The organism is Nitrosomonas nitrosa, assembly GCF_003051105.1.
Classification (GTDB): domain Bacteria; phylum Pseudomonadota; class Gammaproteobacteria; order Burkholderiales; family Nitrosomonadaceae; genus Nitrosomonas; species Nitrosomonas nitrosa.
Genome location: NZ_QAOO01000017.1, coordinates 1 through 24,859, shown reverse-complemented (window position 1 = coordinate 24,859; position 24,859 = coordinate 1). Strand labels below are relative to the sequence as shown.

The window sequence follows — 24,859 nt, the reverse complement described above, 5'->3', positions numbered from 1 at the left end:
TATTGAGTGGGTGCTTTGCGCATGTTCCGCCAACCTGGCGTCAGGCCGGTGGGGGCGGTGTCAGAGGGTAGAAGTAGAAAAAGATGCGGCAGGTACTTCGTCCTCCGAAAAAATGGCTACCCGCGCAATGCCATCATTACCGATGGTGCCGCGGTACATTCCGCTGGTGTTGAAGCGCATCGCATAATTACCCTGTGCATCCAATACAATCAAGCCGCCGTCTCCACCAATGGCGGCGATTTCAGACAAGGTGTTGTCGGCTGCTTCGGCAAGTGGGGTATGCAGCAGTCGAACTTGGGCTGCAGTGCTGAATGCGGCTGCAGCGCGGATGAACATTTCACCGGTACCTGTTGCGGATACGGCAACCGAGCGATTGTCCGCGTAAGTACCGGCGCCAATGATAGGTGAATCGCCCACGCGCCCAAAACGTTTATTCGTCAATCCGCCAGTCGAGGTCCCGGCAGCGAGATTGCCATGACAATCGAGCGCGACAGCGCCGACTGTTCCGTGTTTTCCATCGTTGACTGGCAGGGAGGCTTCTGGCGCTGCATCATGATCGCGCAGCACGCGTTCTTCTGCGATCGCTTTTTGCAATTGATTCCAACGGTGCTGAGTAAAAAAATAGGCGGAGTCGACAATTTCCAGTGCTTGTTCGGCCGCGAAGTTTTCGGCGCCTTCGCCCATCAGCATCACATGGGTGCTTTTCGTCATGACGGCGTGCGCTGCACGGATTGGATTGCGGATCGTGGTGACCGCTGCCACGGCCCCTGCTTGTCGAGTTGCTCCTTCCATAATCGATGCTTCCAGTTCGTTGCGGCCTGCATGACTGAATACCGAACCTCTACCCGCATTGAACAGAGGCGAATCTTCCATAACCGTGATGGCTGCCACCACGGCATCCACGCTACTACCCCCCCCGGCGAGTATTGCATAGCCCATCTGCAGAGATTCTGTCAGCGCTTGGGTATAAGCTTGTGTGCGTTCTGGAGGTAGTCTGCTGCGTTGGATGGCACCTGCGCCCCCGTGAATGAGTAGTCTGATCGATGGAGTATTAGTCATGAGTGTATTGGAGGTCATTTTTTTCAAGATGAGACGTGGCAACTTGGGCTTGAATACGTTCAAGTGGTGTGTGCATAGCAGGGAAGGAAATCTATTGATAGTTTTTTATGCTACCTAATTCCTGCTGGGGTTACAAATGCGGGGTGATGCGAAGTAATCCCCTCTGGTTATGACGGGTTCTCAAGGTTGCATGAAAGCCGGCTGCTTATTTGTTGTTTTGTTTACGGACGGTTACGAGTCGGCTGGCCAATTTCTTCATTTAGGAAACAGGAAAAATTATAGAATATCATTGTCATTAGATGATTGTTCTGTGAAAATACTTTAAGTGTATTTATTGTTTTTAGCGAGTGTAATGGTGGGTTGACTGACAAGGGCAATGCTAAAAATAACGGTATAAACAAGCATGTTTTTGTAGCAACAACGGGTTGCGTTAATTTTTATACTGTATTGCCGCAGGATTTTACTGTGTGCGATAGCGCTGGCGAGCAAGCGAATACCTATCAAATGATTACTGCTCGCGGTGAGCTCAGGCTGAGCGAAATACACGTCGATTTTTGAAGAGAGCATCTTATGGGTACCTCTAAAAATTCAGCGTTCTAAACAAGACGAGGCGAGAACAAAAAATGTTAACGCAACCCATAATGAATAGTAAGGAAGCGGTTTTTGTGAACGACGCTGTATTGTTGTGACGAAGTAGGGATTTTTAGCGTTACCTTCTACGTGAAGGTGCTCCGATTGATAGGCACTTTGATTTGCATTGATTGCAGAGAGGATAGATTCCATGTTTGTTTTTGAACGTGCAGGGAGAGAAGGATTTCTTGTTCTTGCCATACTGCTGCTTTTTTCTATGGTAAGCCCGGCGCAGGCGAATTCCCGTCATGCCGCAATTGTGATCGATGCGGATACGGGCGAAGTCCTGCACGAATCCCAAGCCGATGCTAGCCGTTACCCGGCTTCATTGGTAAAAATGATGACGCTGTACATGCTATTTGAAGCACTGGAACAACGTAAAGTGGCCTTGGATACCCGCATGCGGGTGTCACCCCATGCTGCAGCCATGCCGCAGACCAATATCAGATTGCGTGCTGGCGATACCCTGAGCGTGCGGGATGCAATTCCTGCTTTGATCGTGCGCTCGGCCAACGATGTGGCGGTGGTGGTAGCTGAAACGCTGGGTGGAACCGAAGCGGGTTTCGCGCGCATGATGACCGACAAAGCTCGCCGTCTAGGAATGCGCACCACCACTTTCCGCAATGCATCCGGTTTGCCTAATAGCGAGCAGAAAACCACCGCTAGGGACATGGCGATGCTCTCCATGAGATTGATGAAGGATTTTCCTCAACATTACCACTATTTCTCAACGAGATCATTTCGTTACAAAGGTGTAACCTACAACAGCCATAATCGTATGGTGAGCAATACGCATGGGGTCGATGGGCTGAAAACCGGTTTCATTCGAGCTTCCGGATTCAATGTGGCAACTTCTGCCAAACGAGGCGATCGCCGCGTGATTGCGGTGGTCATGGGCGGACAATCTGCCGCTTCCCGGGATCAGCAAGTAGCCCAATTGCTGAATCGTAGTTTTACTCGCACTGCAGCAACCTCGCTCGCTCGTAACGTTGACAATACAAACTCTGCTGCAGCCGTTGCGGCCATGCGGGTCAGTACGACCGTTCCTGTATCCAAGCCTGCTGCCAGAATCCTGGAAAACGAGGCTGCTCCCGCTTTGATGCGAGTGTCTGCTCAACCCAAGGACTGGACCATGGAGCGCGAGGTTACCCCGGCAAGCAACAGCAATAATAACTGGGGGGTGCAGATCGGTTCATATTCTGCACCTGACCGGGCTCAGGCACAAGCCGAAGCAGCTACCCGCTGGGTGTCAGGCGAGATAGTGGTGAGTGAAGTGGAAATCAGTAACCGCAGGCTATATCGAGCCCAATTATTCGGACTGCAAGAGAGCCAAGCGCGCTCAGCTTGTCAGAACCTAGTCCGGCAAGGGATGGATTGCTTGGTTGTTCGGCTATCGCAGAGCTGAGAACTGATTGGGAGGTTGGCAACAAGTGCGGCTACACTCTTTAGTGCCGCAGTATCGCAATCCTCCCCTCAGTACCTAATGCATCTATTTTCTTACAGAAAACGATCTCTCAACCTTCGTCGATATCGTAACGATGATCAATGACATAACGTGCTTGGGGAAGCAGTCCATTTTGTTGTGTTTTGCTGTAATAATCTTGCCAGTGTTTTATCCCGCTCCAGAAAGCCTCGGGCGTTGAGAGATTCCTGTTGATTCCAGGTGCCAAATCAAATCCTTGAGCGCTGAACAGTTGGTTGAGCATTACCGCGGAAGGAAAACCGATTTGCTGCATCAGCGGATTGGTTGCGCTACCCGCTCCCCAGACAAAAGCCAACCAAGGTAAGATGTTTTCCACGGCATCGTATGCGACGCGGGATTTTTGGTAAGTATCCAGCGCCGCGTGAATATCGTTTTGCGTAACCGGGATCGCCAAAAGCGCTAAATTGGGAAAATCCTTTTGATTGGGTATTTTACTCAAGGGCAGTTCTACCAGGCCATTGCGGGCTGGCGCGTAGCTTGCGGTCGACGGCTGCAACAAGGGTAAATTGAAAATACTCGCGTCAGTTAAATCACTCGAAATTACTTTTAGCAATGCGCAGTCTGACCAATAAGAGGGTAGCATATCGCTTCTTAAGTGGGATTGCGCGACACGGATACGGAAGGCTGTGATGTCTTTTCCGCCTGCCAGCACGATAAAGCTCCACTGATTCTTGTTACGGATTGTAAAATCAGCATAGGCGCGTTGTAGCCAGCCCTTATTGGATTCCCGCTTCGGGCGTGGCAGCTCCCGAAGATTTTGGTGATCGCTGCTGCCTGCCGAAAGAGTTTGTCTGATCATATTCTTTCCCTCATGTCTTGAAAATTAATTTAGGCTCGTGATTTTGATGGGTGCTATCGTTTGGGTATAAAGGGTGCGTTTATTTTCGTCTGGATCAGTACAGTAGTAGTCTACCGCCAATGTGACACCACCTGGGATATGGTTAAAACGCAGTAATGCGACATGATCGCCAGTCTGCCTGTGCTTGATGGCAAAATCCAGATTTGCCAGCTTGATGTCGGGAACCTGCTCGGGGGGATCAGAGTGATAGGGAAATGGCCTGACGTTGCCACGAGTAGTTTGAATTTTGTTTTCCACATAACTTTTCTGGTCTTTGCCGATGGTGTCGATTAAGCGAGAAGGAGAGGCAATGACTTCGTAGAGCATCACTTGGCCATTCTTATTCCTGCCTTCGATGATCCGTCCCCAGTGTACATCACCCGTGATGTAAATCACGGGTACGCCTGCTTGAATCAATTGAGTCAACGCTGCTTCCACGATCTTGAAATCCTGGAAGTTAGCCATTTCCATATCTGCGAGCCGACTGCTCAAGAAGCTTGGTTTTTCGACCAATAGTGCTTGGCCGGAGCTTAATAAGCCAACCGCCGCCAAATTAGCAGCTTTCCTATTCAGCAGATCGGTTGCCCATTGCTTGATTGCATCGATAGTCGCTTGGGTGAACATGAGATTATCTTTGTCATCGCGCGCGCTGCGGCCATCGATGAATAACATGCTAAGTGGTTCTATGTCCTGGCGGAAAAAACCGTTCTTCTGGATGGGGGCCATTTGGTAACGCTGGTATAACAGCATCGCCGCATTACGCCAATTATTCCGATCTTTTTCAGAGTGTGTGTTAGTGAGCTGGGCCTGAAAATAAGGATAATTATTCCAGTACTCGTGATCATCGGGGATGCATAACACCGGGCCATGAGCAAGTATATCTGCCAAGCCAGGTTGTGATAGTTGCGAGGAAAACCAGTTCATCTGGTATTTCTTGCCGAGAGTTTGTGCGAGGGCTGTTTTGTCTTTGGGTAGATTTTGCAGCGAAGGTAAATCGAGATAGACCTGGTCTCCTGCCAGCAGTGTGAAATCCGGTACGGGTTTGATTTGCTTGACGAGCCAGGCGAAATTTTGCTGCGTTTTATCGTTTGGCTGGTAGTAGCAGGAGGATAGCAATAGATTGAAACTCGCTTCTCCCGAGGTGGGTAGCTGCAACGGCGGGCGTTTGCTGGTCAAATACACCGTTTTGTCACCACAAGTGATTTCAACTGGAAAGCGTTCGGATGTGGCGGGCCAGTCAAATATAAAAATAGCGCGATGATTTGATTGCTGACCATCGCCCAGAAGCTCAAAAGATCCTGTCGAGTTCTTTGGCTTTACGTGATCTACCCCCGCAATTTTAAAAGTTACGGAGGGTGGATCGAGTACGCCCATGACGCCGACCCAAATGACTAATTCGTCGGGGCGCCCTACCTGGTTATAAGCAAACAATTGCAATTTGATTCTCCCTTTTGCGTCAAGCGGATACTGCAATAGATGACATGTTGCTTGTTATGCCAAACAAGTATAGTGATTTTGCAATTTAAATCAAACTCGCTAAAGCAAATTACCTGGTTGCTTCAAAACGTATTTTATTTCTGTCATGATAGCGCCAATTGGCCTGTTCCATTCAAGAGTCGGTGCTCTCTGTTTTATTTTTTATTGATTCATCGAGGGTTTGCTCGTATATCCGAAGGTCATCGAGGTTGAACAACACAAAGCGTACATGGTGAACGGTGGCGAGATGTGGGAGTACGTCCAAAACGGTCATGCAAGCGATTTTTGCGGCGGCTGTGGGTGGGTAGCCAAAAACACCGGTCGAGATCGCGGGAAAAGCGATGGATTGAATGCCGTTATCCTCGGCCAGTTGCAGTGCATTGCGATAACACAAGGCCAATAACTGTTCGGAAGGCTCGTCTACTCTGTAGATGGGTCCGAGACAATGAATAACGTAGCGATTTGGCAAGTGATGCGCGCTGCTTATAACGGCCTGGCCTGGGAAGAGCGGTGCGAGTTTGCGGCATTCCTGTTCGAGCGCAGGACCCGCAGCACGATGGATTGCGCCAGCCACGCCGCCACCGCTCTTAAGCGAAGCATTGGCCGCGTTGACAATGGCTTCCATGTCTGGCTGATCAGCGATGTCGCCTTGGGCGCATTCGATGATTGCTCCATGAAATTTACGCTTCGACATCGATGATTGCCTCCTCTGCTAGAATTGAGCTTTCATTTATATTGTAGAGGCTTTTTGCAGATTTTTCGTGCCTCCAGGGTCGCCGAAGTAAATTGCAAATCTGGGGAAAGGCAATGCTATGTTTGATACACTTTCACCTGAAAATAACCCTTCATGAGGATAAATAATGCAAAAACGAAATTTGAAAGACGCGAATAGCAAACGTAGCATCTGGCCAAGATTGGTTACGCTCGCCTTTGTGTTGGCGTTTGCAACGATAGCGGTATCACTTCTTCCGCGCGGTTTCTCAGAAGATACCTCATTGATTGGAAAGGGCACCAACGCCTTGCTGTTGGTTCATGATAGCAATATTCTGCAAAGCGCGGATACGATGGCTGCCATGAATGAAATCAGAGATGAATATGCCGGTCGCTTGGAGCTCATCGTGGCCGATATTCAAACGCCGTCTGGCAAAGCATTTGCAGACCGGAATGGTTTTCAGCCCGTTGCTTTGGTATTTTATTCCGCAAATGGTGAAAATCTGCAGACGCTTTATACGCCCCAGACAGGAGCATCCTTGCGTCAGGAGCTGAATAGAGTATTTGGCTATTGACCGTTGTTTTCTCATTTTTTGATTATCGGCTGCTGATGGGGGGGGGCAGTTACGTGCCGTATAACAAAAACAGCAGGCTGAACGCAATCAACAAACCAGTCGAAGTGAGGTAAAAATACTTGAACGCCCCTGACAATTTCGCATCATCGGGTACCTGGGGATGATGCAAAGCAATGTAATTCAATATGGCCAGAACTGGAGCCAAGATGAATGAAATAGTCGTTGCGAGATCGACCATGGCGCGCATGTCTCTAAGGTAAAAGTGCAACAGTACCGTAGTGCCTGAAACGGTAAGGAGCAACCAAAACCAATACAAGCCATTGTGATAACGGCTGCTTTGATATTTTGTAATGAGGATTTCAGTAGATCTTCGTAATGTTCGAGGATACGCGTCGAGACAGGTCAGTAAGGTGCTGAACATCGTGGTAAAGGCTGCCAGCGCAATGAACGGAAAGGCCCATTGCCCTAAATTGATCGTGTAAAGATTAATGAACTGCTTGGCGAATTCTGTGCTGTTGGGGGCTGGAGATTCGGGCGTTCCATACATAATCAGCGCGCCTAACGCAAGGAAGCAAACTGCCAGCAAGGTGGTGCCCCAGTAGCCTATTTTAAAATCGAGCAGTGCCTGAGACAGTGGAATTCGATACCCTTGTTCCTTATTTTTGGAAACAGACCATATTGAATGCCAGATCGAGATATCGACGGGAGCAGGCATCCATCCGATCAGAGCGACCAGGAAGAGGATATGGGCATGATCTGAAAGATTAAAGGTATTTTCGAAAGCAGCTTGTTTTTCAACGGGTTCCAATACCGAAAATATCAGTGCGAATAAAGTCGAAATTGTCAGTGTAATAATGATGAGTTTCATCAGCTGATCCAGGGTGGAATAGTGCCCGAAACCCAGAATGAGCACGGATAGGAACAGCAACAGCATCGCCATGGTCGGAATTTCAATATCTATTCCAGTCAGTTGCATGAACAAGCCCGCTGTTACGATGGAGATGGCGCCCATAACGATAAACATGGTAAATGAGCTTAACAGCACATAAACCCAAACTGCCCAGGCACCGATACTGCGGTAACCGTCTAGCAGAGTCCTGCCGGTAGCGGCTGCATAGCGCGGGCCTGCTTCAAAAATAGGATATTTCAGCATATTGACCAGCAGCACGATGGCGACGAGCTGGAAACCAAATTCAGCACCTGCCCGTGTGCTCTGTACCAAATGAGAAACGCCTACCGCAGCGCCCGCATAGAGTAACCCAGGCCCAAACAGACCAAGTTTATCTTTTAATGACATTAACGACATTCTCCTTGTTGAATATTTAAAAAGCAGTCGCGAAATGCGGCCGGAGCGACATTTTGATTTATCGGTACGCACTCATAAGCAATTTACTGGTATTTTCGCAGGCCGAACAATTTTATCCGTTTCCTTTAAATGCAAATAAAAATTATTGAGCCTGATATCGGATTAGATTGGGAATGAGAATGACACATAGAGTGAGTTCTGACCGGGGTATTTCCATTGCATGCACTTGACGATCACTGTTTGAGTTTTACTATTAAGCGCATGATCCGCACAATGATAAAATTGATATCGCGCGTGCGGCTGAAAACAAGAGTAGAGTAGATACTTCTGCAAGGGGGTGGTAATGAAAGAAGAGATCAAGCAACGGCTACAAAAAACTGAAACATGGATGCGCGTGTTGTATATGGTATTTTTCGTCTTTGTCTATGGCCTGACAAAATTCTTGATTATCCTGGTGATGCTGTTTCAGCTTTTTTCCATGGTGCTATCTGGCAGCACGAATAGTCAATTACTTAAATTTAGCCAGAATCTGGCAGCTTATGTTTTTCAGATCATCACATTCCTGACCTTCAACAGTGAACAACGGCCTTTTCCCTTTAGTGCGTGGCCAAGTGATACGAGCGATCCTGGTGAACAAGGGCAATAGCCTGGCTGTTTGTTGTCTTTGTGCAGTGAGTTATTCAGACTGAGAGATGAATGCACAGATCAAGCAAGATTGTTTATAATGGATGGGACATTGGAACGCTTTTTAATATGGCATGATTTATTAATCACTCAAAAAATGCAGTTCTATATGCAAAAATTGATTGTGCTGACAAGCCTGATATTGTGTACAACCGCTACACTCGCGAACGACGGTCTCCTGGATGTCTTGTCGGAGGCAATGATTGCCAACGAAGAGGATCCTCATAAGTTAGTCATACTTGCTGCTAAGTATGAGCATGCCGAGGGTTTGCCGATGGACAGGGAAAAGGCGGCGGAGCTCTATTGCCGGGCGGCTAGGTTGGGATCACCCGATGCGCTTTATGCGCTGGGATGGATGTATGCCAACGGACGGGGTGTGCAGCGAGATGATAGTGTTGCCCTACAGTTGTTTCTGATGGCGGCCGGGGAAGGGCATGTTCACGCGCAAAAAATGATTCAATACACATCTGCGATGTTGCCCTCACGCTTACCGGATTGTTTGCTGCCAGCGATCGAAGAAGAGGATAGTGAAGAAGCTGCCATTTATTATACCGATGGCGCAATTGCTAACCTGGTCCACAAGCTGGCGCCTGATTATCAGGTTGATCCCAAGTTAGTATTGGCTGTGATTTCCGTTGAGTCAGCGTTTAATCCAAGAGCGGTTTCACCTAAAAACGCCCAAGGTCTGATGCAGTTGATTCCCGAAACCGCACAACGCTTCCAGGTAAGCAATCCATTCGATCCAGAAGAAAATATTAAAGGCGGCATGGCTTATTTGCGCTGGCTGTTGGCCTTCTTTAAGGGCGACGTGGCATTGGTGGCAGCCGCGTATAATGCCGGGGAAGGGGCTGTAGAAAAATACCGTGGCATCCCACCCTACCAAGAAACTGTCAAGTACGTGGAAAAAATCAGAACGCGTTACAAAAAATCCATGCATCCTTATCAAGCCAACCTCGTTCAGCGGACGTCCATGATCGTTTCGTCCGATCACCTCGATTGATTCAGTGACATTTGGCGCCGTTTTTAAGTTTAGATGAAATTATCGACTGCCTTTAAATACCTGTTATTCGTTGCTTTTATATCAGCCTTGTTGGTTCATTTCGTTACCGAGCATGTCAAGGCCGGTTGGCGGACGGCAAGCCGCGAATCTGTTGGGCTGGCACCCGATCCTGAGCAGACGCCAGAACCGATTATTCAGGTTTATGGCGCGCGTGCTTATGGCTGGCGCGGCTATTTCGGTATTCATACCTGGATTGCTGTTAAACCTTCCCTGGCGAGAACATATACGGTCTATGAAGTCATCGGCTGGTATCTGCGTCGAGGAGGCTCTGTCGTGGCTATTCATCAGCAAGCTCCCGATAGACGTTGGTTCGGCAGTATGCCTGTGTTGTTGGCTGAGAAACGGGGAGACGGTGTGGATCTGTTGATCGATCGTATCGATAAGGCAGCACACAGTTATCCCTATGCGAGAGAATATTCTGTCTGGCCGGGGCCGAATTCGAATACTTTCACCGCTTGGGTTTCGCGCGCTGTTCCCGAGTTGGCGCTCGATTTGCCGCCAACAGCAATAGGCAAGGATTATCTCGGAGATAGCTTGACCAGCGTTGCGCCGAGTGGCAGCGGTTGGCAGTGGTCGATGTATGGGTTGTTGGGTGTGATCGTTAGTGAAGTTGAGGGATTCGAAGTCAATTTGCTGGGATTGTCTTTCGGCATTGCTTCCGACCCAATAGCCCTTAAGCTCCCTATTATTGGGCGTATTGATTTCAATACCTTGAATCAGCTTGCTGTGTCGCTTCAAGAATAGTTGATTAACCAACAACTATGTTGCTAGGTATGGCTGTCCACGTTGCTTCCATCTATCAAAGATCTAGTGAGCCCTGTCAGACGCGTGTGCGTTCTTGCCCGTAACCGAGGATACCTTGCAATATCCGGACGATGTAATAGCTAACCCAGTTGAGCAATCGATCGAACCAGGATTGTGTCCTCCAGTGTTTTCTCGATACAGGCCTGGAGTCTTCAATGGCTTGCTGCAGGCTGGCCTTGAGGTCATGGGCGAACGCATGATCGGTAATCACCACATTGGCTTCACGCGCGAGAAGCAGGCTGATCGGGTCGATATTGGAAGAGCCGACTGTAGACCAATAATGGTCGATGACGGCCACTTTGGCATGAAGATAACTTTTTTGATATTCGTAAATGACGATACCTGCATCGAGCAGGTTCCCGTAGAGTGCGCGTGTCGCATAATGTTGCAACCGATACTCGATTCGTCCTTGTAACAAGAGGACGACGGATACACCACGGCGGGCCGCTTTAATCAGTGCGCGCCGAAAGTGCCTTCCCGGGAGAAAATAGGCATTCGCGATGATAATTTCACGGTAAGCGGTGGCAATCGCCGTGAGGTATGCGCGCTCGATGTCGCGGCGATGGCGTAGATTGTCGCGTATGATGAATGCGGCCCGCTGATTGCCAACGGGTGTGACAATCGGCTTCAGCTCGAGATGAGCTGTCCAGCGTTTCTTGAAATGTGCCCAAGCAACCAGCATCCATAACCGTCTGGCTGTCTTGTGGATGGCTGCGAGCAATGGCCCCTCTATTTTTACGGCGTGGTCAAAGCGAGGTGGGGCTTCGCCAAGTTCGGCGTGATCATCGATGATATTGATCCCGCCGATGAAAGCGATACCGGCATCGATGACGGCAAGTTTGCGATGCATGCGACGCAATCGGTTGCGTCGGAGTTTGAAGGAGAAGACTTCCTTGCGGTATATCAATACCCTAACACCGGCTGCAAGCAAATCTTGTAAGGCTTTTTCCGGAAAATCAAGTGAGCCAAATCCGTCTATCAGCAAATGGACGGCGACGCCTCGGTGGGCGGCACGCTTTAGTGCGCTCGCGATCTTGATGCCTGTCGAATCATATTTGAAGATATAAGTTTGAAGATGGATTTCCTGCTTGGCAGCCTCGATGGCGGCTTCTAGCACGGGGAAATATTCAGTGCCATTGTGCAGGAGCGTGATCCGGTTGCCGTTGATGAAGCTGGGTAGGGTCATGCACGCACGATATTCGCCGATAGCGCGGTATGATCAGAGATTCTCGACCATGCGCGGCTTTGATGGATGCGCGCATTTTTAACTTGGAAGCCTCGTACATAGATCCTGTCAAGGCGTAACAATGGAAAAATAGACGGATAGCTGCGAGCTGTTTTGCCGTGAGTTTGCTCGAATACTTCGGTCAATTCGAGGTGCTTGACGAGAACGCGGCTGGCTGTACCATGCCAATCATTGAAATCTCCTGCAATGACAAGGGGTGCATGAGCCGGGACAAGTTGTTTGATGCGTTTTTCCATTGCCCAGAGTTGCTTGTGTTGGCCGCGCTTGAACAATGCTAAGTGGACGCAAATGCAGTGTAGATTTTCCTCCCAGCCAGGGATACTGATTTCGCAGTGGAGCAGGCCGCGGTTCTCAAAACGGTTAGATGAAATATCTTCGTTTTCCCAACTGGTGATCGGATAGCGACTGAGGATCGCGTTTCCGTGATGGCCTTCATCGTATACCGCGTTTTTGCCATAAGCAAAATCGTTCCAGACCGAGTCCGCCAAGAATTCGTATTGAGAATTGGTAGGCCAGTTCTCGAAACGAGAGGCATGCCGAGTATGTTCGCCGACCACTTCCTGTAAAAAAACGATATCCGTATCCAGTGCTCGCAAGCGCTCGCGCAAGTCATGCAACACCATGCGTTGATTGAAATAGGAGAAGCCTTTATGAATGTTATAGGTGGTGATATGCAGTTTATCGATCATGGGCTGTCCTTTATCAAAATACACGTTGTTCAGTAAGTAGCTCAATGCGGTTGAGCACACTCTCTATTTCGAAACAGCAAGCATTCTTTCGAGTGTGAGTTTAGCAAGGTTAGCTTCATGCGTCGGTACTTTGATTTGGTTGACAACATTGCCAGCGACCAGGTTTTCCAGTGACCATGCCAAATGTTGGGGGTCGATTCGGGCCATGGTCGAGCACATACATACCATCGGTGACATAAATTGAATGATTTTTCCTTGTGCCTTAAATTCCTCCGCGATGCGTCCCACCAGATTCAATTCGGTACCCACGAGCCAGCGTGTTCCCGGTTCAGCTTCGCGGATGGTATTGATGATATATTCAGTCGAGCCGACATAGTCCGAAGCTTTGCAGACTTCAAAACTGCATTCTGGATGTGAAATGACCAAACCGTCAGGGTGTTGATTGCGGAATCGGATGATATGTTGAGGTTGGAACATCTGATGAACAGAACAGTGCCCCTTCCATAATAAAATTTTGGCTTTTCTAATTTGTTCTTCGCTCAAACCGCCCATTGGCTCATCGAAATCCCATACCGGCATTTCTTCCATCGAAAAACCGAGTTGATGGCCGCTCCAACGTCCTAAATGCTGATCGGGGAAGAACAGCACTTTCTCGCGTTGTGCAAAGGACCATTGCAAGATTTTGGCTGCATTGCTGGAAGTACACACAATGCCGCCGTGCTCTCCACAAAAGGCTTTCAGATCGGCGCTTGAATTGATATAGGTCACAGGCGTGATCGTTTCTTCGGGATCAAGGATTTCGGCCAATTCACGCCAGACTCGCTCGACTTTGGAAAGGTTGGCCATATCGGCCATCGAACAACCGGCTGCCAGATCGGGAAGAATGGCAATTTGTTCTGAGCCGGAGAGAATATCGGCAACTTCAGCCATGAAATGCACGCCACAAAAAACCAAATAATCCGCATCCGTTTGTGCAGCGAGATACGAAAGCTTGAGGGAATCCCCAGTTAAATCGGCATGACAGTAAACATCGGCGCGTTGATAATGATGCGCTAAGATGACGGCATGCTTCCCTAATTTTTCTTTGGCAGTGATAATGCGTTGCGCGCAGGTTTCATCCTGTAGCAGTTCGTAATTTTCAAATTCAATGGCTTTTGCATGCATGACGATTCACAAATTTAAATTGAGAAATACGTTACCATAATCATATTGTGACAGGGATTCAAGTTTAAAGAGAGGGAACGAGCAAAATATATGCATTATTTTCTGCGCGATCTTGCTGGATATTGGAGAGAATCATACAAAACTTACTCGGTTGCCACCTGAGTATGTGTTTCGCTTTGTTATAATGATTAGATATGAATGAATGGCAATCATTGCATTACTTTTTGAATTTTGAGCTGTAAATTGAGATCCTTTTTAAAGCGATTTTCTGGTTTTTCTGTAGAGCGATAATATAAGATGATTCATCGTCTACTACCCGGTCCTGTTCTTCTTTTGATCGTACTTGCGCTATTGACATTCTGGCTGGATCAAGCAATCCAGCAGCCCAGATTGCGTGAGGATCCCAGCTTGGATGACCAACCTGACTATATCATTGAACATCTTTCAGGTGTCCAGATCGACCACCATAAAGTGATTCGGCATTTCTTCTCCGCGGAGACGATGTCGCATTTTCCGCTAGGGGACAAAACGCATTTTGAGCAAGTAGCGTTAGTGAGTTTTCAACCTAATGAACCCGTGGTGCGGGTGAACGCGGATCGTGCTGAAATGACTGATGGCAGTCATGATATCTTTCTGAGCGGGAATGTTTTTGTATCAAGGGAGAAAGAAGCCGATGATGATAAAGTAACGATGGCGACTCAGTTCCTCCATTTGGTGCCGGATAGCGAAATTGCCAAAACCGATCAACCGGTAACGGTTATACGTCGAAATACGATCGTGAATGCGGTAGGGATGGAATTGAATCATCGTACGGGACAAATCAATCTGAAATCTAGAGTGAAAGCCAGTGACGATAAAAAACGGGAAACGCGCTGATCTGCTAGCTCATCTGCAATAATGAATATAACGACATAACAAAATGAATCCATTCTTTTTTGTTTTATTAGTTGGGAGTCTGTTTTTTTCAGGTTTACTTCTTGCTGAGCGAGCAGATCGCAACAAACCGATTCATTTGGAAGCGGATAGCGCAACAGTCGAGGACTACAAGCGGAAAGACAATTTCCGCCAAAGCATTTTTACTGGAAATGTCATTCTTACGCAGGGAACGCTCGTCATTCGGGCAGACAAAGTTATCCTGAAAGAGGATCTGAAAGGTTTCAGGTATGCGACAGCTTACGGTGATCTGGTTAGTTTCAAACAGAAACGCGATGGCGTGGACGAGTATATCGAAGGGTGGAGTCAGCGCGTGGAATACAATGATAAAACCGACAAGATCGAGTTGTTTGGAAAGGCTCGGCTAAAGCGTGGCGTAGATGAAGTCTATGGCGACTATATTTCTTATGACATCATCCGCGATTTTTTCCAGGTAACAGGTGGTCGTAAAGAAAAAGATATCAAGGAAGAGTCTGGTAATAGAGTGCGCGTGATCATACAGCCTAAAAATAAATCAACAGAAACAGTCAACACGCAAGAGTAGTTTGCCGTTAAGTAGATAATAGAATTGAATCGCAAAAAATGAGCATACTGAGAGCAGATCACTTAATGAAAAGCTACAAATCCAGGGCGGTTGTGCGAGATGTATCCTTTTCTATCGAGAGTGGTGAGGTGGTAGGGTTACTGGGTCCTAATGGGGCTGGCAAAACCACTTGCTTTTACATGGTGGTGGGGTTAATCCCGTTAGGGGGTGGCGATATCTCCTTGGATGACCGCAGCTTAACCAAGATGCCGATTCATGCGCGCGCGCGCTTGGGCCTGAGTTATCTGCCGCAGGAAGCGTCGATTTTCAGGCGGCTGACGGTCGAAGACAATATTTTGGCCGTACTGGAGTTGCAGGATTATGATGACGCAGAAATTCAACAGCACCTCGATAATCTGTTGCATGATTTACATGTCGGACACTTGCGGGAAAGCTTGGGGATCAGCTTATCGGGAGGAGAGCGACGGCGTGTGGAAATTGCGCGTGCATTAGCTTCTAAACCACGTTTCATTCTCTTGGATGAGCCGTTTGCCGGGGTAGATCCGATCGCTGTTATGGATATCCAGAAAGTTATTGGTTTTCTTAAAGAACGTGGGATCGGCGTATTGATTACTGATCATAATGTAAGAGAAACATTGGGGATCTGCGATCGCGCCTATATCATTAGCGAAGGTACGGTGCTTGCTAGTGGAGAGCCCGATGACATTATCGATAACGAACGTGTCAGGGAAGTATATTTGGGTGAACATTTTAAGCTTTGAGCGGAACACACGATTGATGGTACGAGATAATTCACCCCCGCTTGTTGGGGAATTATGAAGCCTACTCTTCAGCTTAAGTTAACGCCTAGTCTTACGCTGACACCCCAGTTGCAACAGGCGATCAAATTGTTGCAACTGTCTACACTTGAATTGAATCAAGAGATCGAACGCATCGTACAAACTAATCCTTTATTAGAATTGGGCGATAGCGTGAGCTATGAGCAAACTCATGACAAAGATTCAATGGCGCCGATAGCTTCCGATGAGATCGCGTCTCAAGCAGAATCGTATGAAGAAACGATGCCGAGTGAAAGAAATGAACTGGAGTCATTCTCTTCTCCTGAGGAGAATGCTGATTGGTTCGGTGATCACGAAACTTTTTATAATACACGGGAAGGGCATGGCGACGAGTGGGATGCTTCTCAACAGGCGATCATGTCGCCAAGTTTGCGCGAGCATCTTGCCATGCAGGTCAGCTTGAGCCAGGTTAATGAGCGTGATCGCAAAATTATACAAATATTGATTGATAGCCTGGATGAGGATGGCTATCTTAAGCAAGATTTGCATGAACTCCTGGAGATGCTACCTGCAGAATTAGGGCTTCGGCTTGATGATTTGAACGCAGCGCTCGCGTATTTGCAACAGTTAGATCCACCTGGAGTGGGTGCGCGCGATTTACAAGAGTGTTTACTTTTACAGCTTCGAGCACTTCCGGAGGAGACGCTCTATCGTGATGAGACCATTTTGTTGGTAGAGCAAGCGCTCGATGCGCTTGCCTCGAAAGATTTTAGGCAGATCAAGAAATTGTTTCATTGCGATGATGATTGTTTACGGGCTGTGCAGCAATTGATTACCCAACTCAATCCTAGACCCGGGGATGCATTCAATTCAACGGTTTCGCGTTACATCGTCCCCGATGTGGTTGTGACTAAAGTCGATGATGCTTGGGTTGCTCGCCTTAATCCTGATTCGATTCCCCATCTCAGTATCAATCAACTCTACGCGGATATATTGAAGCGTGATCGGAATGATTCCGCACAAATGTTGATGACACAGCTTAACGAGGCTAAATGGCTCCTTAAAAACATTCAGCAGCGATCGGAAACGATACTAAGTGTATCCAATGCGATTGTCGAGCGCCAACAAGCCTTTTTTGAACATGGAGCAGTCGCTATGCGTCCTCTCGTCATGCGAGAGATTGCTGAAAACTTGAATCTACATGAATCAACAGTATCGAGGGTAACCACGCAAAAGTTTATGTATACCCCACATGGTATTCTAGAACTCAAGTATTTTTTTGGTAGCCACGTTGCGACCGAGAGTGGAGGGTCGTGCTCCGCAATCGCCATTCGCACCCTCATCAAGCAGATGATTCAGGAGGAGGACCAAAAGAAACCCCTGACTGATAGCCGTATTTCAGAAATTCTAGGGGGGCAGGGCATTATAGTGGCACGTCGAACCGTTGCGAAATACCGCGAAGCCATGCATATTCCACCGGCTAATCTGCGTAAAACTGTTTAACCTATTTTCAGTTGCAATGCCTTAATCGTTCAAGAATGCTATAAATTGAGCAATTTGCCTTCTAGTGAAGAAAAGTTTGCATGCGGTTTTTTATCAAGTGAGCGATTAGATTAATTCATTTTGTTATCTTTGGCTGGGTTTGCGATAATCTGCCAAGTTAATTTGGTATTTTTTTAGTTTGGCGTAAACCGCGCGTGATGTAATGCCCATCGTATCAGAAACGCTTTTTATATTTCCATGATGCTGCTTTAAGGCTGTTTCAAGTAACGATTGCTCAATTCTGGCAAAAGTGTGTTTTTTTGCATCTTTCCATTCACCAATACTTTCTGCCTTGATTGGAAGTTCTAAATCGAGATCAGTCATTACTTCGCCGTTGGCAAACAGAATGCTGCGTTCAAGGATATTCTCCAGTTCACGAACGTTGCCTGGCCAATGATAAGCGTGGATTTTCTGCATGACTTCTCTGCTGACGCTTTCAATGCGCTTGTTATAACGCTTGTTCAAACGCTGAATGATCAATTGCACTAAGTAAGGTAAATCCTCTGGTCGTTCAGACAATGAAGGAACGCTTAAGCGGACGACATTAATGCGGTAATAAAGATCATTGCGAAACAGATGCTGTTTGACCAGATTTTCTAGGTTTTTATTCGTTGCCGAGATGATTCGTACATCAATAGACAATGTTTGTCTGCCGCCCACTCTTTCCAGTTCGCCCTCCTGAAGCACTCGCAGCAATCGTGTTTGCGCAGCTGGTGATAATGAATCGACTTCATCCAGAAACAGGGTGCCGCCTTCAGCGCGTTCGAAATAGCCCTGGTGCACTTCTATAGCGCCAGTAAAAGCGCCTTTTTCGTGTCCGAACAAGGCACTCTCAATCAGACTTTCAGGGATTGCACCGCAGTTAATAGCGATAAATGGTTTCGGGTTGCGATCGCTCATCGCATGAATGGCGCGGGCAATCAGCTCTTTACCTACCCCTGTTTGGCCCTGGATTAACACGGTTGCTAAGGTGGGTGCAATAACCTCGATGGACTGCAGAATCTGTTGCATCTTAGGCGATTTTGCCACGATGGCTGGCGGCAAATATTTTTTTGATATTTGACTACTTTGCTTGTGCCAAAGCCGCTGCATGCTGGTTTCTATACGGCAATGCAGTTCATTGATATCCTTCGTTTCCCTGACGGGGGTTGTTTCGGTGTATTCCATACCCGCATGATCTTTTGCTGCATGAGGGTTGGTGTAAATGCATACATCACACTTGCCATCCAGACGCGCTATACTCTTTTTGATTTCTACCTTGGCATAGCCGAAGTTTCTGGCGGCAATGCCTCCAAATACGCTGGAGGTCATTCTGCATAATTCCGGAAATTGGGTTACTTGCTCGCCAAATGGACAACGGGAATTGGTTACTGTAATGCAATCCTGGTTGCTGGACACCAATGAAAATTTACCGCCAATATTGTTTTTGATGCCAAGTATGAGTTCGATGTAACTCTCGATGTCGAGCGGCTCGCTTTTGCGGGCATTTTCGCGATAAGTCTCTTCGAAAAAGCATCCCGCAGTTTTGGCGATATGCTCAATCAACTGTTCACAATGCTTTTGCCCTTGTTGCTCGCTGGCGTGCATCAGCTCAAGAATAAAAGTTTGCAGAAAAAAGACCGGTGTGAGCTCAGAAAGAGGATTATTGTTCATGATCGGTGTGCGTTGTGTGAAGCAAAGCTTCACAAATTGAAGCACAGCTACATTTATCTGGCAATGATTATTTGCTAAGTCACTGTGGTTTATGAAAGAAATAATTTTAGATCGGTGGCATGATATTTGCTTTTAACTTTATTGTAACTATACAGTTATGCAGATAAGCACGTCTATTTACTAGAAATTCTGGCAACCAATGAACTTCATGAGTAGGAGAGATTAGAAAATGAATCAAGCCATGCCCCCTTTAGATCCTCACCCGCTAAGCGAGTATGTGGCTTGGGCGGGTTCGCGTAATCGTGAGCCTTTACTGGGTGTTTTGAAAGAAAAATTGCCCAAGGATCCTGAGCGTGTTCTGGAGATGGCCAGTGGCAGTGGGATGCATATCAATTATTTCGCACCCCATTTCAACCATTTGCATTTCCAGCCATCTGACCGAGATATCGAAGTATTCGATCATATCAAGAAAGTAACCAATGAACATGGAAATGATAATATAGCCGACCCGGTCCATTTAGATTTAACGGATCCCGAAACCTGGTTTAACCCAGGGCCGGAAAAGTCATTTGCTGCGATATTCTGTATCAATATCTTTCAAGTGGCGCCCATCACTATTGCGGATGGCATGATGAAATGTGCTGAGCGTTTACTCAAGGATGACGGGTTTTTATTGATCTATGGCCCTTTCCAAGTGCATGGTGAATTTTCTTCAGACTCCAATCGGGAATTCCATGAAACCCTGCGTTCCGTGGGCGTGGATGAATGGGGCCTCAAAGATATAGCTGACTTGAAGAAAGCCGCGGCCCATCATGGTCTGGAACTCAAGGAACAAATCGAGATGCCCAGCAATAATTTTTCCTTGGTTTTTGGCAGAATCGCACGATGAATCAATCTGCTTCAGCCATCGTAGCGGGTGTTGGCCCAGTACGCGGACTCGGCGCGGCACTTGCTAGTTGTTTTGCTGAAAAAGGCTTGCATGTTTTCATTGCTGGGCGCAGCGCAGAGAAGCTCGATAAGGTTGTGCAACATATTCGGGCATCAGGCGGGTCGGTGACTCCTGTCGTGGCCGATATCACGGTGGAAGACGATGTGCGCCGATTGTTCGATCACGTCCGAACACGCGGCGAAGCTATCGACATTGCCGTCTATAATGTGGATAGCAACGTCCCCGCCCCCTTTATGGAAACGGAAACGAAAACATTTGCTGTGTTATGGCGACAAAATTGTCTGGGCGCGTTCTTGTTTGCCAAGCAAACCCTCAATATTATGCAAGCACATGGGCATGGCACACTGTTTTTCACCGGCGCAACCGCCTCCTTAAGAGCGAGACCGCCTTTCACGGCATTTGCATCTGCCAAAGCCGCTTTGAGAGCCTTAGCTCAGGGACTGGCGAGAGAATTCTCCCCGCACGGGATTCATGTCGTCCATACCATCATCGATGGCGTCATCGACGGCGAACGCGCGCGCAATCAATTCCCGGAATATGTAAAAACGAAAGGTGAAACAGGTTTATTGCAACCTGAAGCCATTGCCCAAACTTATTGGGCCATTCATCAACAGCAGCCAAGCGCGTGGACGCATGAATTAGATTTGCGTCCCTTTAAAGAACCATTTTGAAATAACACTCAGGAAGCTAGCATGAATAAAACAACAAACTGGCAGTTGCAAGGCAGTTATTTTGAAGCCTGTAACTGTGTAACCTCCTGCCCTTGTATCTGGCTGCAACCTCCCTCGGAAGGCAATTGCAAGTTGCTGGTAGCTTGGCATATCGAATCGGGTCATTATGATGGTCAATCGTTGGATGGATTGAATGTCGCTTTGGCCTGTTATTCACCAGGAACGATGATAGAAGGTAACTGGCAAGCTGCCCTATACGTCGATGAGCGAGCTGACGACGCGCAATTCGAAGCCATTATGCAAATATTTAGTGGCCAACAAGGTGGTCATCCTGCTCTGTTGATGAGTTTAGTCAGCGAAGTATTAGGTGCCAAGAAGGTCAAGATCGACTACCAGATCCAGGATAATAAGCGGCAACTCATTATTCCAGGCATTGCGCAGGCAGAAATTGAAGGCATTAAAGGTATCAAAGGGGGTGATGCCACGATTGATAATCCCCCCTTATGCGTAGTGACCAGCCATCCCGCTGTGGTGGCGCGCTCCAGCAATTATCAGTATCAGGATTACGACAAAGCCTGGAAATTTACTGAACGTAATGGCTTTTACTCGTCATTTACCTATCAACCCTAGCACGATAGCGCAGAAGAAGCTATTGAGTTTGTTTTGGTCAACAAGTTGTTCCTTGCTATTGCGTTTACTCACCGAGCGCAAGCGTAACTAGTCGCTTATCATGCTTAAAATGCGATCCGTGATTGTGTTGTCTCTATTGACAGCTGTTATGGTTGCCTGGGCTTTTCTTTTTTATCAGCACTGGCAGATGACTATGCGGCCGATGTCGGACATGTGGATGCTGCCGGCAGACATTTCATCCTGGCAATGGATAGATTTTGGCATGGTTTATATGATGTGGGCGGTGATGATGGCCGCCATGATGCTGCCGTCAGCCGTACCGATGTTTATGGTGTTTGCCAGAGTTTGTTGGCAACGCTATCCAGTTTCTCATCATCTGAATGTGTTGTTTGTTCTCGCTTATCTGCTGGTATGGCTAGTATTTAGCATGGTGATGACATGGCTGCAATGGCAATTGCATGGACTGCACTTCCTATCCCCGATGATGGAGAATCAGAATGAGCGCCTGGCGGGAGCGATATTTATCGGCGCAGGCATCTATCAATTGACACCCTGGAAAAATGATTTTTTACAAATCTGCCGAACCCCGATGGGTTTTATATTGACTGAATGGCGAGAAGGGGCGTATGGCGCGTTTTCTATGGGGCTCAAACATGGCAGTATTTGTGTCGGTTGTTGCTGGGCACAGATGTTGATCATGTTTGCAGTGGGCGTGATGAATCTGCTCGGTATGGCATTGATCACCCTGCTCATTACATTGGAAAAAACGGCGCCTGGCAAAAGTCAGCTAATTTGTAGAATGGGAGGAATACTGCTAATAGGCTGGGGACTTGGGATAATCCTGATGGGATAGTAATCGTTTTGGCTGTTTAGAGCTTGTTAATCATTACAGTAATAATCCTGGCGCCGCTAACTTCTCAATGCATTTGCCGGATTAAACAGCAGTTTCCCGCCAGGATTATTTTCGGGTTTGTTTGACATCCTATAGGTTCCTCGGTACATTCCGATTAAATGAAAGGCAAAGCGCGTATTTCCAGTATTTGGGAGCTACCGTATCGTAGAGTGCGCATATCGAAAGCACAAGTGTAAATTTAGGGGGCTGTCCGAGAATAGCGATCGTAGCGAGAGTGAGTCTGGTTGAGTTGGATTTTTCGATCATTTGAGGCGAATACGAATAGTTGCTCTATTTAACAAAAAGGATCGGAAAATCCGGTCAACCAGGCTCGTCCACAGTAAATCGGTCTATTCTCGGACAGCCTGCTAGCTGGCGCAATTCAGGATCTGTTCGTCAAACTCGTATTGCATGGCTTTTAGAAGGCGCACTCCATAGAAATCTTAAAAAATAACCGATTAGCTGGTCTATATTAATCCGCGCTGTATTAGGGAAAAATCACCCTCGGAGAGGGGCTCGAGTCGCTCAGAGGTGATTAGCGGATTACCTTTTACTGAAAACCAATCTAATCATACGTTTCCAACCAAGTTAAATCATTATGCTCAGAAGAAAAATCTTTGAACGATTCTTTAGCTCAGAAAATGTAGTATGTACTCGCATAGCTACAACATGCAGTACCCCGATTCCAGCCCCTTCATTCAGTATACTTTTCATTTTGGGTGGTATATCCATTGTACTTCAGCTGTTTACCAAGTTTTTTCAAAGCGGTTTGGTGTTGCTTTTGTTTATGGGCACTGAAGCTATTGCACAGGGTATGCGTAGTATTGATGGGTGCAGTATTCGGCGAGGTACGTTATGTTCGGATGCGAATTTATATGGAGCTGACCTGCAAAATGCAAATTTGGCGAACTCTCAATTTACCCGTTCGGTGCTTTCTGGAGCGAATTTGACAGGAGTCAATCTGAATGAAGCAAATTTATCGGGTGCGCAATTACGCGGAGCCAAATTAAACCAAGCTTCGCTAGTAAAGACAAATGCCCGGGGAGCGCGCTTCAACGATGCACAGCTTGTTGGCGCGAACATGCGAGCGGCCATCCTGCATAATGCGGATTTGAGCGGTGCGGATATGACGGAATCTGTGCTGACCAGTGCAGACCTTACCAATGCCCGGCTCAGTGGCGCTAAACTCGACAGTGCCAACTTAATGGGAGCCAATATGCGCGCTGCTAATTTACGGGGTGCATCCCTTGTCAGCGCGAATTTGCAAGGTGTCAATTTTACCGGGGCTGATCTTACTGACGCTGACCTGAGCGAAGCTATTCTTGATAACGCTATCTTTAACTTGGCAAAAACAAGTGGTTGCAAGGGTTGTCCTTGAACGATTGGGTATTTCTGCGACCTGTTCTTGGGTAGAAGATATATCATTGAAAAATAAAGAATATCTATCTTATTGGCAATAAAAATATCCAGGGGGTAATAACTTATGATGATGAAGGCGATGAAAGCGATTTGCTTGGGAGTGGTCTGTACCGGTTTGTTAACGGCTTGTTCAACTACGCAGAAAATAACCAATTCAGCCAGATCCGCTACTGAACAACTACTGATCAGTGAGGCGGTAATGCGCAGTCTTCCCAAGCAATCTGATTCGCCTTTGCCTATTCCGCAAGGGTCTAATGTAAAACTGGACATTGCCGGTATCAGTGCAGACAAGGATATTGTGCGGGATGCCGTGGTGAGATGGCTGGGGCAGCATGGCTATACGGTTCAGGATGGTTCGGATAATACTACCCATCGTATCAATATCGTGGTCGGTTCGGTAGGCACAGAATTAGCGAATACTTTTTTTGGAATCCCACCCGTCCAAGGGTCGCTCATTCCAATTTCTCTGCCTGAATTATCTTTCTATAAAGCAGAGTACCAGACCGGGTACGTGAATTTTCATTTGGATATTTTTGAATTGCCATCTGGTCAGTATATAGGATCATCTTTGCCGTTCGTTGCTAACACGTTTTATAACGCTTACACAGTACTTTTCTTGTTCTCTTTTAAAAAGACGGATTTAGTTTCTCCCCCAAAGATGGGTACTTATCGTTAGCCAATAATGTAAGCAATGATTTGTCTACTAAAGGGTATCTCTAAAAATTCAGAGTTTTAAACATTTTTTGTGAACAATGATGTTTGTGACGAAATAGGGTTTTTAGAGGCACTCTTAAGTTTTTTTTTGCGAATTTAACGGTTTCATTGTTCTTGATCGGAACTTGGATATATCTCTTTTTTCTGTTTCCACCTGACCGTTCCGAATGTGCCTAAATACGCACCAATAAAAGCGGCCACTATATAGATTTTGTTTTCTACATAGTTGGTGACGGTGAATGCAGTGACTAGAATAATCATAGCCGACCAGAATGCAGCGGGATGCGCTTTTCTTTCCTCCACATCGATGAAAGTGTGCCACGAAGGCGCACAGGGGGTGAAATTCCCTCGTGCAGCTATGCTGCACAAGAGATGAGGGTAGGTCCCTCGGAGTCGCCGTACAGGCGG

General features: G+C 47.2%; 25 protein-coding genes. 15 read left to right on the top strand and 10 right to left on the bottom strand.

All coding sequences use genetic code 11. The annotated features are described in order from the left end of the window. Nucleotides 1-60: 60 nt before the first annotated feature. Nucleotides 61-1,059, bottom strand: a complete 999-nt coding sequence (locus C8R30_RS10510) for an isoaspartyl peptidase/L-asparaginase family protein (protein ID WP_107790108.1) — start codon at nucleotides 1,057-1,059, stop codon at nucleotides 61-63. A 781-nt stretch (nucleotides 1,060-1,840) separates the two neighbouring features. On the opposite strand from C8R30_RS10510, the gene C8R30_RS10500 reads away from it, so the two are divergent. Continuing rightward, on the top strand, nucleotides 1,841-3,094 hold the full coding sequence (locus C8R30_RS10500) for a D-alanyl-D-alanine carboxypeptidase (RefSeq protein WP_090666661.1): 1,254 nt from the start codon (nucleotides 1,841-1,843) through the stop codon (nucleotides 3,092-3,094). A 109-nt stretch (nucleotides 3,095-3,203) separates the two neighbouring features. On the opposite strand, the gene C8R30_RS10495 is transcribed toward C8R30_RS10500, so the two are convergent. From C8R30_RS10495 to C8R30_RS10485, 3 genes are all read right to left on the bottom strand, one after another. Then, nucleotides 3,204-3,971: a hypothetical protein gene (locus C8R30_RS10495; RefSeq protein ID WP_107790091.1), complete on the bottom strand. Its 768-nt coding sequence runs from the start codon at nucleotides 3,969-3,971 to the stop codon at nucleotides 3,204-3,206. A gap of 24 nt (nucleotides 3,972-3,995) precedes the next feature. Then, nucleotides 3,996-5,447, bottom strand: a complete 1,452-nt coding sequence (locus C8R30_RS10490; protein ID WP_146162690.1) for an alkaline phosphatase D family protein — start codon at nucleotides 5,445-5,447, stop codon at nucleotides 3,996-3,998. Between the two features lie 172 nt (nucleotides 5,448-5,619). Next, the gene (locus tag C8R30_RS10485) at nucleotides 5,620-6,180 is read right to left on the bottom strand and encodes a macro domain-containing protein (protein ID WP_107790089.1); all 561 of its coding nucleotides are present in this window, start codon (nucleotides 6,178-6,180) and stop codon (nucleotides 5,620-5,622) included. A 166-nt stretch (nucleotides 6,181-6,346) separates the two neighbouring features. Between C8R30_RS10485 and C8R30_RS10480 the strand changes: the two genes are divergently transcribed. Next, nucleotides 6,347-6,772, top strand: a complete 426-nt coding sequence (locus tag C8R30_RS10480) for a hypothetical protein (protein WP_090666668.1) — start codon at nucleotides 6,347-6,349, stop codon at nucleotides 6,770-6,772. A gap of 49 nt (nucleotides 6,773-6,821) precedes the next feature. Here the strand turns inward: C8R30_RS10480 and C8R30_RS10475 are convergent, their stop codons facing one another. Continuing rightward, complete coding sequence (locus C8R30_RS10475) at nucleotides 6,822-8,069, bottom strand: Nramp family divalent metal transporter (protein ID WP_181257746.1); 1,248 nt, start codon at nucleotides 8,067-8,069, stop codon at nucleotides 6,822-6,824. Nucleotides 8,070-8,421: 352 nt separating this feature from the next. On the opposite strand from C8R30_RS10475, the gene C8R30_RS10470 reads away from it, so the two are divergent. The 3 genes from C8R30_RS10470 (at nucleotide 8,422) to C8R30_RS10460 (ending at nucleotide 10,566) form a co-directional block, all read left to right on the top strand. Then, entirely contained in the window at nucleotides 8,422-8,724 is a 303-nt protein-coding gene (locus C8R30_RS10470) for a DUF4389 domain-containing protein (protein ID WP_090666671.1), read from the top strand. Nucleotides 8,725-8,871: 147 nt separating this feature from the next. Then, nucleotides 8,872-9,762 carry a transglycosylase SLT domain-containing protein gene (locus C8R30_RS10465; RefSeq protein ID WP_239654120.1) on the top strand — a complete coding sequence of 297 codons (891 nt, stop codon included), beginning with the start codon at nucleotides 8,872-8,874 and terminating at the stop codon, nucleotides 9,760-9,762. A gap of 33 nt (nucleotides 9,763-9,795) precedes the next feature. Further along, nucleotides 9,796-10,566, top strand: a complete 771-nt coding sequence (locus tag C8R30_RS10460; RefSeq protein ID WP_090666672.1) for a DUF3750 domain-containing protein — start codon at nucleotides 9,796-9,798, stop codon at nucleotides 10,564-10,566. 76 nt (nucleotides 10,567-10,642) lie between these two features. Here the strand turns inward: C8R30_RS10460 and clsB are convergent, their stop codons facing one another. The 3 genes from clsB to nadA form a co-directional block, all read right to left on the bottom strand. After that, nucleotides 10,643-11,812: a cardiolipin synthase ClsB gene (gene clsB, locus C8R30_RS10455; protein WP_107790088.1), complete on the bottom strand. Its 1,170-nt coding sequence runs from the start codon at nucleotides 11,810-11,812 to the stop codon at nucleotides 10,643-10,645. Beyond that, a complete protein-coding gene (locus C8R30_RS10450) occupies nucleotides 11,809-12,561 on the bottom strand; it encodes an endonuclease/exonuclease/phosphatase family protein (RefSeq protein WP_090666676.1) in 753 nt (250 codons plus the stop codon). Before C8R30_RS10450 ends, clsB begins: the two co-directional genes overlap by 4 nt. A 63-nt stretch (nucleotides 12,562-12,624) precedes the next feature. Beyond that, nucleotides 12,625-13,725, bottom strand: a complete 1,101-nt coding sequence (gene nadA / locus C8R30_RS10445) for a quinolinate synthase NadA (protein ID WP_090666678.1) — start codon at nucleotides 13,723-13,725, stop codon at nucleotides 12,625-12,627. A 297-nt stretch (nucleotides 13,726-14,022) separates the two neighbouring features. Between nadA and lptC the strand changes: the two genes are divergently transcribed. From lptC to C8R30_RS10425, 4 genes are read left to right on the top strand one after another with little or no spacing between them, the layout of a single operon-like run. Continuing rightward, a complete protein-coding gene (gene lptC / locus C8R30_RS10440) occupies nucleotides 14,023-14,601 on the top strand; it encodes an LPS export ABC transporter periplasmic protein LptC (protein WP_090666680.1) in 579 nt (192 codons plus the stop codon). A gap of 43 nt (nucleotides 14,602-14,644) precedes the next feature. Beyond that, on the top strand, nucleotides 14,645-15,202 hold the full coding sequence (gene lptA, locus C8R30_RS10435) for a lipopolysaccharide transport periplasmic protein LptA (RefSeq protein WP_107790087.1): 558 nt from the start codon (nucleotides 14,645-14,647) through the stop codon (nucleotides 15,200-15,202). Nucleotides 15,203-15,240: 38 nt separating this feature from the next. After that, nucleotides 15,241-15,963, top strand: coding sequence for an LPS export ABC transporter ATP-binding protein (gene lptB / locus C8R30_RS10430; RefSeq protein WP_090666683.1), 723 nt, complete (start codon nucleotides 15,241-15,243; stop codon nucleotides 15,961-15,963). Nucleotides 15,964-16,017: 54 nt separating this feature from the next. Further along, nucleotides 16,018-17,484: an RNA polymerase factor sigma-54 gene (locus C8R30_RS10425; RefSeq protein WP_107790086.1), complete on the top strand. Its 1,467-nt coding sequence runs from the start codon at nucleotides 16,018-16,020 to the stop codon at nucleotides 17,482-17,484. A gap of 123 nt (nucleotides 17,485-17,607) precedes the next feature. Here the strand turns inward: C8R30_RS10425 and C8R30_RS10420 are convergent, their stop codons facing one another. Further along, nucleotides 17,608-19,176: a sigma 54-interacting transcriptional regulator gene (locus tag C8R30_RS10420; protein WP_090666796.1), complete on the bottom strand. Its 1,569-nt coding sequence runs from the start codon at nucleotides 19,174-19,176 to the stop codon at nucleotides 17,608-17,610. A 229-nt stretch (nucleotides 19,177-19,405) separates the two neighbouring features. On the opposite strand from C8R30_RS10420, the gene C8R30_RS10415 reads away from it, so the two are divergent. The 6 genes from C8R30_RS10415 to C8R30_RS10390 all read left to right on the top strand — a co-directional run bounded on the left by C8R30_RS10415 (nucleotide 19,406) and on the right by C8R30_RS10390 (nucleotide 24,413). Next, nucleotides 19,406-20,065 carry a DUF938 domain-containing protein gene (locus C8R30_RS10415; RefSeq protein WP_090666687.1) on the top strand — a complete coding sequence of 220 codons (660 nt, stop codon included), beginning with the start codon at nucleotides 19,406-19,408 and terminating at the stop codon, nucleotides 20,063-20,065. Next, nucleotides 20,062-20,796 (top strand): SDR family NAD(P)-dependent oxidoreductase, encoded by a 735-nt coding sequence (locus C8R30_RS10410; protein WP_107783288.1) that lies wholly within the window; start codon nucleotides 20,062-20,064, stop codon nucleotides 20,794-20,796. The genes C8R30_RS10415 and C8R30_RS10410 overlap by 4 nt, the downstream gene beginning before the upstream one ends. A gap of 21 nt (nucleotides 20,797-20,817) precedes the next feature. Beyond that, entirely contained in the window at nucleotides 20,818-21,426 is a 609-nt protein-coding gene (locus C8R30_RS10405) for a DUF1326 domain-containing protein (RefSeq protein ID WP_107790085.1), read from the top strand. 100 nt (nucleotides 21,427-21,526) lie between these two features. Further along, nucleotides 21,527-22,279, top strand: coding sequence for a DUF2182 domain-containing protein (locus C8R30_RS10400; RefSeq protein WP_219908845.1), 753 nt, complete (start codon nucleotides 21,527-21,529; stop codon nucleotides 22,277-22,279). A gap of 826 nt (nucleotides 22,280-23,105) precedes the next feature. Continuing rightward, a complete protein-coding gene (locus C8R30_RS10395) occupies nucleotides 23,106-23,696 on the top strand; it encodes a pentapeptide repeat-containing protein (protein WP_107790106.1) in 591 nt (196 codons plus the stop codon). Between the two features lie 105 nt (nucleotides 23,697-23,801). Then, nucleotides 23,802-24,413, top strand: coding sequence for a hypothetical protein (locus tag C8R30_RS10390; RefSeq protein WP_107790084.1), 612 nt, complete (start codon nucleotides 23,802-23,804; stop codon nucleotides 24,411-24,413). 143 nt (nucleotides 24,414-24,556) lie between these two features. Here the strand turns inward: C8R30_RS10390 and C8R30_RS16170 are convergent. Continuing rightward, nucleotides 24,557-24,859: hypothetical protein (locus tag C8R30_RS16170; protein WP_219908843.1), on the bottom strand; the 303-nt coding region annotated here is incomplete at its 5' end.